5 protein-coding genes are annotated in these 5,266 nt (G+C 72.2%); 2 read left to right on the top strand and 3 right to left on the bottom strand.

Annotated features, from left to right (window positions below):
• Positions 1-106: 106 nt before the first annotated feature.
• Entirely contained in the window at positions 107-1,564 is a 1,458-nt protein-coding gene (gene hglS, locus MXD58_RS19245) for a 2-oxoadipate dioxygenase/decarboxylase (RefSeq protein WP_250609678.1), read from the bottom strand.
• A 568-nt stretch (positions 1,565-2,132) separates the two neighbouring features.
• Positions 2,133-2,564 (bottom strand): PPOX class F420-dependent oxidoreductase, encoded by a 432-nt coding sequence (locus tag MXD58_RS19240; RefSeq protein ID WP_248840931.1) that lies wholly within the window; start codon positions 2,562-2,564, stop codon positions 2,133-2,135.
• A gap of 158 nt (positions 2,565-2,722) precedes the next feature.
• Here MXD58_RS19240 and MXD58_RS19235 point away from each other — a divergent pair, with 158 nt between their 5' ends.
• Entirely contained in the window at positions 2,723-3,754 is a 1,032-nt protein-coding gene (locus MXD58_RS19235) for a terpene synthase family protein (RefSeq protein ID WP_248840932.1), read from the top strand.
• Here MXD58_RS19235 and MXD58_RS19230 read toward each other — a convergent pair.
• On the bottom strand, positions 3,709-4,644 hold the full coding sequence (locus tag MXD58_RS19230) for a LysR family transcriptional regulator (RefSeq protein WP_248840933.1): 936 nt from the start codon (positions 4,642-4,644) through the stop codon (positions 3,709-3,711). The two genes, MXD58_RS19235 and MXD58_RS19230, sit on opposite strands and share 46 nt — an antisense overlap.
• 192 nt (positions 4,645-4,836) lie before the next feature.
• Between MXD58_RS19230 and MXD58_RS19225 the strand changes: the two genes are divergently transcribed.
• The coding region (locus MXD58_RS19225) for an MFS transporter (RefSeq protein WP_250609677.1) at positions 4,837-5,266 on the top strand (430 nt) is incomplete at its 3' end.

Here is a 5,266-nt window from a genome sequence, read left to right as displayed (position 1 = left end):
GTCCCGCCGCGGGCGGGGTCGGCGCCGCAGCGGCGCAGCGCGTCCAACGCGCGGGTGCGCAGATCGGCGGTGCGGGGCAGCGCGACGGAGCTGGCGACGGCGGTGCTCATGCGGGCGCTCCTGGCGAAGAGTCGGATGAGGGAGAGGCATCGATATGATGGGCGAGGTCGAGCTGCTCCGCGGCCCGGTCCAGGGACGTCCGGCGCAGGTCGTCGTACAGGGCGTACGGATCATGCGGTGCGCGGTCGAGGACCTCCGCGAGCCAGCCGGCGTCGAGCGCGGCGCCCGACTGGTCCGCGTCACGGCTGCCCGCGCCGTCGAGGTTGGACTGGAAGATCCCGGCGGCGGAGCGGGGGAGGAAGTCCTCGTAGACGATCGGGTCCTGGCGGACCCAGCCCTGCTCGACCAGGTCGCGCAGCCTTGCCGGTGGGGGTCCGGCAGGGCGACGGTCGGTCGCGGTGTAGGTGAAGTAGGCCAGATCCGCGCGTGCCAGCTCGGACTCGCTGCCTGGCACGTGCCGGTTCCAGAGGTCAGCGGCGATCTCGGCCCGGTGGGCGGCGCTCACCGGCGAGCCCCGCGCGGCCTCGGCCGCCAGGCGGTCCGCGTCGGCGGACAGCCGCTCGTACAGCTCCCGCCCGCGCGGCGTGGCGGCGATGCCGCGAGCCTCGACCTCGCCGAACCGCACCCGCAGCGTCCCCGCGGTGATCGTGCCGTCGGCGTGGCGGAACCGGCGGGGCTCGGCCAGCGCCCGGAACGAGGTCTGCCGCAGCAGCAGATCCGGCCCGGCCCAGCGCGGCGGACCCTGGATCGCGTCGATCATCTCCACGCCCCGCTCGCCCATCCGCCGGTACAGCTCGTCGATGTCGAGCACGCGGGGAGTGAGGTGGTTGAGATGGGTGGCGCGCACCCCGCCGATGTCCGCGGCGACCGCCGACACCCGCTCCAGCTCGGTGTACCAGGCGCGGTCGACCGGTGCACGGGACAACCGCAGCGCGTCCGCCGCCAGGGTCAGGAACTCCTCGGCGTCGCCCGCGTCGAGCCCGTTCCCGGCGATCGCCCGGTCGGCGAGCTCCAGCAGCCGTGGTGGGAACAGCGTCCGGGCGGCGAGAAACGCCTCCAGCCGGCGCCGCAGCTCCGCGGTGAAAAAGCGGCGGTCGCCGGGGACGAGCAGCGAGGTGAACATCCGCAGCGGGTTGCGGGCCAGCTCGGCGGGGTCGACCGGGCGAAATGCCGTCGACACCACCGGCACCGCGCTGGCGGCTGCGTCGCGCAGGTCGTAGAACCCGACGGGATGCATCCCCATCGCGGCGAACAGCCGTCCGACCTGGTTCATCTCCCGCGGTGTGCCGACCCGGACCGCGCCGTGTCGCTCGGCGCCCACCCGGCCGACCGCCCCCAGCCGCCGCGCGTCCGCGCCGCGAGACTCCAGCACCTCGGCGTTGATCTCCCGGGACACCGCGCGCAGCGTCGCATAGGCCGGCACCTCCCGTCCGTACAGTTCCGAGAGCCGCCGGGAGAACTCCGCGCGCAGTTCCCACGGCTCCCACCACCGCGATGCCGGCATTCGGTCGACCCCGGCGCGCACGCCGGCGGACCCCGCGCCTGGCACGGCCGGATCGTGTTGCATGCCCGCATCATTGCCGGCGACCGGTGCGAGCACCAGTGCCGACGAAGCGGCCCGCGCAGTGCCCCGCCCACCCGGCTTTCCTGAAATATCCCGGCCGACATCGTCTTTGGTGGGCTTTTATGGCAATCCGCGGGCATGGCTGTCGGGGAAGTCGTAAAGGTCCGGGCGACGCATTCAGGTTCCCGGCGTGATCCCGACGCCATCATTACGCGGCTGGGTCAGGACCCGGTTCCCAGCGATCTTTCCCAGGCGATGGTCGACCCGAAGGAACTGATCCGAGTCGCGGCCAGAGCGGGGATCACGATCACACCGCACCCGTCACCGGCCACCCTCGGGTCGCCCGGACCGTCGACGGTGTCGGCGAGTCCGACCAACGGGCGCCCGGCCGGCCGCACCTCTGCTCAGTGGGCAGGCACCGCGTCGAGCGCCGCGCGACCAGCCTCCGGTGCGCCGCGGAACATCATGATCGGCGTTGCGGGCCGAGTGCCGCTCGGGGCGTCGGCGGTCAGCCGAGGCACTGGCCGTAGACGTGGTCGACGGTGAGGGTGAGCAGCACCCGGCGGTCGTGAACCATCGTCGTGCGGTACTCGTCCCAGTCGGGGTGCTCGCCGGCGGCGGCGCGGTAGTAGTCGACGAGCGCCTCGACCTCGGGGCCGTGCGGGTCGTCGCCGGGGCCGACCAATGTCACCGTGCCCTCGGCGGTGGCCCAGGACCGGCCGTCAGGGCCGGTGACCTCCAGCGCCGCCCGGGGGTCGCGGCGCAGGTTCGCGGTCTTGGCCAGGCCCTCGCGCGTTGAGATCAGGATGACGCCGGCCGGCTCGTCGAAGAAGGGCTGCACGGGGGACAGCTGCGGGCGGCCGTCCGCCCGCAGCGTCGCGAGAACCCCGAGGCGGCTCTCGGCGAGCAGGCGACGCGGGTCGAAGGCGGTGACGGTCATGCCCCGATCATCGAGGTTCGCACCCCGGGGCGGTCAAGGACAGGACGGGTCTCGCCGGGAGTGTTTCCACTGGACATCTGACAATGACCGGACCTGGCGGGCCGCTGCAGGATATATCTGAGGTGAGGTCGGTGGGCGGGCCGGTGGGTGGAGGATGCATGCCGCAGGACGTCGCCTTTGACCTGCCGTTCCCGCTTCGCGTTCACCAGGGTATGGAGAGCGTGGTCCGCCGCAATCTCGACTGGGTCCGTCGGTACGGGCTGGTGGGCGGCGAACGGTCGGTGGACTGGTACACCTCGTGGGATATGCCGCGGCTCGCCGCCTACGGCTTTCCTGACGCCACCGGTCCGGGGCTGGAGCTGTGTACCGACGTGATGGCGTTCTTCTTCGTCTTCGATGATCAGCTTGATGGACCGCTGGGCCTGGCGCCCGATGAGGTCGCCCGGGTGTGTCAGGGTCTGATCGACATCGTGCACGGCACCGGGCAGCGCTCTGGCGAGGAGCGGAACCCGTGCTCGGCCGCGTTCGCGGACCTCTGGCGGCGCAGCACCGACGGTGCTTGCGCCGGGTGGGTGGCCCGCGTCACCGGCGAGTGGGAGTACTACTTCGCCGCGCACGCCCACGAGGCGGTCAGCCGGCGCCGCGGGGTGCCGGCCGACCTGGAGCAGTACCTCGAGGTCCGCCGGGGCATCGCGGGTACCGCGCTGCCGCTGTCTTTGGGAGAGCGCGCGGCGGGCCTCACCCTGCCCGCCGCCGTGTTCCACAGCCCGCAGCTGAGGCTTATGCGGGAGATCGCCATCGACATCACGCTGATGTGCAACGACGTGTTCTCCCTCGAGAAGGAGGAAGCGCGCGGGGACATGGACAACCTCGTCCTGGTCCTCGAACACACCCGGCAGTGCACCCGTGCGCAGGCCATCGCCGCGGCTCGGGAGGAAGTGCACCGGCGCTGCGCCCGATTCCAGGAGCTGGCCGGCGAGGTCCCGCTCATGTGCGCCCACCTCGCGCTGTCCGGTGAGCAGCGTGAATCCGTGGCCACCTATGTCGACGGCCTGACCGCCTGGATCAGCGGCTATCACGCCTGGGAAACCGAAACCCTTCGTTACACCACCGCGCTGGAGATTCTTCCCCGGTCCGGCCCCGGCTATTTCGAGAACGTGCTGGGAAAGCCAGCCTCTACTCGTTCGTGAACGCGCAGTATTGTCCGCGCGATCGTGAGCAGCGCGGCGACGTTCGGCCGGTCCTCGCGTCGCTGGGCCCAGCTCATGGTGACCGGGACGTGGAAGCGGGCGTCCTCGATCGGCAGGGCCGCGACCTCGCCGCGGGCCAGGCGGTCGGCGACGGCAAGCGCGGGCAGGATCGCCAGGCCCATGCCCGCGGCGACGCAGCCGCCGAGCGCGGCGATGCTGGCGACCTCGGCGGCGATCACGGGTGCCTGACCGGCGATCGAGCCGAGGGAACGGTCGAACATGTCGCGGAAGCCGCAGCCCCGCTCGGTGACGAGAAACGGCTCGCCGCGCAGCTCGTCGAGGGTGAGCTGGCCGGTGCCGGCCAGCCGGTGACCCGCCGGGGCGACGACGACGAGGGTCTCCTCCCGCACTGTTTCGCAGCACACGCCGGCGCTGGTCGGCGGGGCGCCGAACGTGAAGCAGACGTCGAGGTCGCCGCCGCGCACCGCCTCGTGCAGTTCACCGGTGCGTCCCTGGCGCACGGTGACGGCGACCCGGCCATGACGGGCCCGGTAGTCGGTCAGCACGGCGGGCAGCAGGGCGGCGCACAGGGTGTCCAGGGCGCCGATCGTCGCGGTGCCCGTCGGCTCGTCGAACGTCTCGGTGACGGCGGCTCGTGCCTCGTCGAGCAGGGCCAGCAGCTGGTCGACGTAGCCGAGGAGGCGTTCGCCGGCGGCGGTCAGGCGTAGGCGGCGCCCGGCCCGCTCGAACAGCGCCCCGCCGAGCTCGGTCTCCAGCGCCTGGACCTGCTCGGACACGGACGACTGCGCGTAGTGCAGCTCGGCGGCGGCCCGGGTGACGCTCCCGCCGCGGGCCACCGCCTGGAACGTCCGCAGGTGGCGCAGCTCCATGAACCAGAAATCCCTTCGCCGGTTCGGTGGGCGATGTTTCGCGCCTGCCGATGGTCAGTATCGCTTCTTCCCGTTTCCCTGTTCGCCGGGTGCTTCATACGGTGAGTCCGACGGGCCGTCGAGATATTCCCACCCCGCGCCGAGATCGGCGGGGGCGGTTCCTCTTTGCCGTATCGGACGGAGCAATCAGACATGACCACCATCGACGGCCAGATCGCCGCGGCACCGCCGGGGCATGCACCGGGGGGCGGGCCGGGCCGGGCGCTGCTGCTCGGACTGTCACTCGGCTATTTCATGGTGCTGCTCGACACCACCGTCGTCACCATCGCCCTGCCGGCCATCGGGCGTTCCCTGGACGCTGGTCTGGACGGCCTGCAATGGGTGTCGAACGCCTACACCCTGACGTTCGCCGCGGTGCTGCTGACCGCCGGCGCCGCCAGCGACCGTTTTGGTGGCCGGCGCGTCTACCTGACCGGGTTGGTCAGCTTCGCCGTGCTGTCGGCGCTGTGCGCGGCGGCGACCGGCGCCGCCATGCTGATCGCGGCGCGCGCACTGCTCGGTATCGCCGGCGCCCTGCTGCTGCCGAGCTCGCTGGCGCTGATCGCCCGGGCCGCCCCGGACC

Origin of the sequence: Frankia sp. AgKG'84/4, from assembly GCF_023242965.2 — a bacterium.
Classification (GTDB): domain Bacteria; phylum Actinomycetota; class Actinomycetes; order Frankiales; family Frankiaceae; genus Frankia.
This window is presented reverse-complemented; position numbering and strand designations above follow the sequence as displayed.